3 protein-coding genes and 1 pseudogene are annotated in these 4,162 nt (G+C 65.9%); all 4 read right to left on the bottom strand.

Annotated features, from left to right (window positions below; genetic code table 11):
* Window positions 1-418: 418 nt before the first annotated feature.
* Window positions 419-1,750, bottom strand: coding sequence for an MFS transporter (locus AB0N07_RS49815; protein ID WP_365847477.1), 1,332 nt, complete (start codon window positions 1,748-1,750; stop codon window positions 419-421).
* On the bottom strand, window positions 1,747-2,355 hold the full coding sequence (locus AB0N07_RS49810; protein ID WP_365847475.1) for a helix-turn-helix domain-containing protein: 609 nt from the start codon (window positions 2,353-2,355) through the stop codon (window positions 1,747-1,749). Before AB0N07_RS49810 ends, AB0N07_RS49815 begins: the two co-directional genes overlap by 4 nt.
* Window positions 2,356-2,580: 225 nt before the next feature.
* Window positions 2,581-3,675 (bottom strand): integrase core domain-containing protein, encoded by a 1,095-nt coding sequence (locus tag AB0N07_RS49805; RefSeq protein WP_365847473.1) that lies wholly within the window; start codon window positions 3,673-3,675, stop codon window positions 2,581-2,583.
* Window positions 3,676-3,736: 61 nt separating this feature from the next.
* Window positions 3,737-4,162 (bottom strand): annotated as a pseudogene (locus AB0N07_RS49800) (carbohydrate esterase); the annotation flags it as partial.

The raw sequence follows: 4,162 nt of genomic DNA, 5'->3' as shown, positions 1-4,162 counted from the left end.
TCGCCGGGCGCTGCCCAAAAGCAGCCGGGAACCGCCAAAAACACGGACAGGTCAGGCACTTGACCGGCCCCGTTCCTTCAGGGATGAATGTTTACCACAAAACGTCACGAGACGTTACCGAGAAGAGTTCATTGATTCCTTGGGGAACTGCGTCGACGATTCCGTGGTCCGAGATCGCTTCCTTGGATGTCACCGGCGCACCTGAGGAGCAGACTTCGGCCTTAAGGGCGGCGGTGAGTCTTCGCCCGGCGCCCTTGAGGCCGAAGTCCTCAATCAGTGAGCAGTTTCGGTCGTTCCATCGGCGTTCACTACGCTCAGCACGGGCACGCCCGACGATGCGACGTCGACCACCCGATGACAAGAAATCAATCACTCCGGAAGGCGCGCCCTATGGTCCGGCCCGTGGCCGTTGCACGGGTCATGAGTACTGCCTGCCCGGCTCTGATTGATTGTCGTCGTTCGCGTCAGTCGTTTTGTACGCGCCGCTGTCTTGAGTCAGGGTCCGAATTCGAGGTATCGGTGAAGGCAGCAGCCAAAGAAGTGACAGGGCTCCGCCAATAGCGGCGATAAAAAAGGTCAGCCTCAGGCCGATGAGGGTGGCGAGTAACCCTCCAACGACAGCGCCGACAGGGCGTATGCCGTAGTTCATCGTGCTGTACGCACCGGCCACGCGACTACGCATGCTGTCGGGGATCACAGCAGCTTGAAGAGAGTTGAGGTTGACGTCGAACAGCATGACACCGAAGCCGGACAGAAATTCGGTCGCGGCCAAGGCGCTGGCGCGGAGCCAGAGCGGACCACCCGCGGCAGCGGCAATGGCAAGCGGCGCCGGGAAAAGGACCGCGCCGACGGCGATGCAACGCCCTACGCCCAACCATTTCGAGATCTTCGGAGCGAACGCCGCACCAAGGATGGAACCGGTCGCGCCGATCCCGAACGCCATGCCGATCGCTCCCGCCGACAACCCGAGGTTCCGGTTGGCAAACAGTACGATCAACCCACTGCCCGCGACGAAGGTGAAGAAGTTGACGGTCGCCGCGCATCCGAGAGCCGCCCGCAGAACTGGGTGACGGACGACGAACGACATTCCCTCCCGGGCACGTTGCAACAGCGAGGACGCCGCCACATCGTCGGACTCGAAAGGCGGTTCGTCGACCGAAACCCGACCGACCAGGATCGCCGACACCAGGAAGGTCAGAGCGTCCACGACGAGAGTGACTGGTGCGGTCAGCGCCTGGACCAAACCGCCACCGATGGCCGGGCCGGCGACATACGATACCGATCGGCTGGCGCTGAGCTTGCTGTTCGCGTCGACGTAGGACGCCGGCGAAACGAGGCCCACGAAGAAGGGCGGATAAGCGGTGTTGAACAGCACCCCGGCCACGCCCAGCAGAAGCGCCACTGCGTACAGCTGTGCCAGCGTCACTGCCCCCAACAGGTAGGCTGCCGGGACGCTAAGCAGTATCGCGGCGCGTACCAGGTCGGCAAAGATCATTAGACGGCGCTTGTGTGCTCGTTGGTCGACCCATGCTCCTAAGAAGATGGCGAGCAGGTTTGGGGTCCAGATCAGTGCAGTCAGCCAAGCCACCTGGTTGGCCGAGGCGTGCATGGCGCTGATGGCGATCAGAGGCAGGGCCAGTTCGGTGATCCTGTCACCGAACTGTGAGGCGGAATGGCCGGCCCAGAAGCGGCGGAACCGTCGATCCCGCCACAGGGATATGGCGACGGCGGGCTGGTTTCGGCTGTTCATAAGAGCTGCCCGGTTTGCTCCTCGGCGCCTTCCGGTAGAACGTAGCGCATCAGCCGGACGCCGCGGGCGTCCGGAGGTTGCTTGGCCGCATCGCGAGTCACGTACGGCGCGAGAATCCGCTCGATGCCGTCCTCGACGGTGGCGAGTTCATCAGCCGAAATGACGACGCGGGTGTTAGCCAACCCGGCCAGCCTACGCCACGCCGGATCGAGTTCTGGCTCGACCTCGGCAGCCCACCGGATCGGGAGATCTGAATAGCGCAGGAACATTTGCTGTGACAGCATCTGCGCGGCTGACCGGCCCTCATTATCGGCCGGATCCTGCGGTGCCTTGAAGCGGAAGCCGCGCGCCACGGCCTCCCAGCGTCGCTGGCGCCGGTCCGAGGCAGGCTCACTGTCGCGGACCAGCCCAAAGCTCGCCAGGTGGCGCAGATGCCAACTGGTCACTGATGGCGTCGCCCCCACGTCGGGCGCGAGTTGTGTCGCTGTCGTAGGCCCGTACCGGTGGAGGTGGTCAAGGATCGCCAGCCGCACCGGATGCGCTAAGGCCCGCATGGCTTTGGGGTCTGTGATCTCGATATCGCCGAGGCGATTATTGGATGTCATAACGTGAGAGTCTCCTCTCTTAATATGCGAGAGTCAACTCTCACGTATGGTGCAGGCGCCGCTCAGGTGCGTGCCCACGCACGTGCATTTCCCCTCACCATGGAATGAGAGGTCACAGCTCGATGTACCCCGAGCCGCACCTCGCCTTGTGCCGCGTCCCCTGTGGGGTTCCAAAAGTCCCGCATGTGCGCTGACCTGGTCATTAGCCGGTTTAGTCGATCTTCGTCAGGCGGTGTCGCGGTACTCGTGGATCAGTCCGCCAAGGACGTCGTGACGGTGGATCCGCTGCGCGGGGAACGGGATGACCTTCGGGTCGTCGGCAGGGGCGTGCAGCTGCAGGGCCCGGTGCGGCCTTCCGGTGTTGTGATGCCGGGCGTACTCGGTCAGGACGTGCCGAGCGTGCTGCGCGTTGTAGATCAAAACCCGGTCGGTGCACTCGGCCCGCACGCTGCGTATGAATCTCTCCGCGTGGGCGTTCATCTTCGGCGCCTGTGGAGCGGTCTTGAGGATCTCGATGTTCTCGCTGGTGAAGACGGCGTCGAAGGCCTGGGTGTAGCGGCTGTCGCGGTCGCGCAGGAGGTAGCGGAAGCCGGACGACCGGTCGCCGAGGTCGGCGAGGAGGTTGCGGGCGAGCTGGGTGGCCCAGGCCGCGGTCGGGTGGGTGGTGACGCCGAGGATGTGCACGGTGCGGGTGGCGACCTCCATGACCGTGAAGGCGTACAGCCTGGTCAAGGCCGTGGTGTCGATGTGGAAGAAGTCGGCAGCAAGGATGCCGGAGGCCTGGGTGCGCAGGAATTCAGCCCATGTCGGTCCGGTGTTCGGGCCGCGCCGGGGGGCCGGACCGAGCCCTGCTGAGCGCAGGATGCGGCGGATCGTGGAGGCGCCGACACGGTACCCGAGGCGGTGCAGTTCACCCTGGATCCGGGTCGAGCCCCAGGTCGGGTTCTCTCGGGCGAGGCGCAGGATCAGCGCGGTGAACTTCTCGGAGATCGGCGGGCGTCCGGTCGCCGCGGGTTTCTGTCTCCACTTCCAGCGGACCAGCCGGCGGTGCCAGGTCAACAGCGTGCCGGGGGTGACGAGGCGGTGTTGCCGCAGTCGGCTCGGAAGCTGCCGGGCGAGACCTGCGAGCAGGGCACGCTCCGGCCAGGTCAGTCGCGGTCGGACACCGAGCTGTCGGCGCAGTACCGCGACCTCATGGCGCAGTGCGAGCAGCTCGACGTCCCTCGCCCGGTCGGTCCGGGAGAGCAGCAGGAGCAGGCCGAGGAGGCGGACGAAGATCAGGTAGAGCATACGCAGCGCCATGGGGTCCGAGACTGCCACGACCGCCGATCCTCGCGAAGCGCCTGATCAGGGCCTGTGCGTGAGTTTCGGCACCTCACAGGAGGTACTGCGGCAGCTGCTGGCCCCAGCCGGAGTACGGGGCGGCGGGCTGGTCGCAGACCGTGGAGTCGCCGACCAGGAGGATCTGGCGGGCGTGCCGGGCGGGTGTGACGCTGATATCGGCGAGCGCGGGGGCCGAGCCGCCGACCGCGAGATCCAGACCGGGAGTTCCGTCCGGTCGGGTCGGCTCGCCCTCCGGCGTGCGCACGTTCACGGTGAAGCTGCGGGCGACCCTCCCCCACTCTCGACTTCGCTCGAGCGGGGGGGACCCCCATTCCAGCCGCCGCGGGTGTCTCGGGGAGCAGGGAGCGCCGGGTCTCGCCGCTGATGCTCGTGCCGGACGCGGCCTCGCCGCCGAGGAGGACCTGCACGTCGTACGTGCCGGGCGGTACGTCGAAGTGGCAGGCGCCGGCGGTGCAGTTCTCGA

It is taken from the genome of Streptomyces sp. NPDC051172 (genome assembly GCF_040682555.1).
Lineage (GTDB): Bacteria > Actinomycetota > Actinomycetes > Streptomycetales > Streptomycetaceae > Streptomyces.
This window is presented reverse-complemented; position numbering and strand designations above follow the sequence as displayed.

Bases quoted from the DNA above. Each gene is read 5' to 3' on its own strand.
- AB0N07_RS49810 (WP_365847475.1), bottom strand. From the start codon at position 2,355: ATGACATCCAATAATCGCCTCGGCGATATCGAGATCACAGACCCCAAA.
- AB0N07_RS49815 (WP_365847477.1), bottom strand. From the start codon at position 1,750: ATGAACAGCCGAAACCAGCCCGCCGTCGCCATATCCCTGTGGCGGGAT.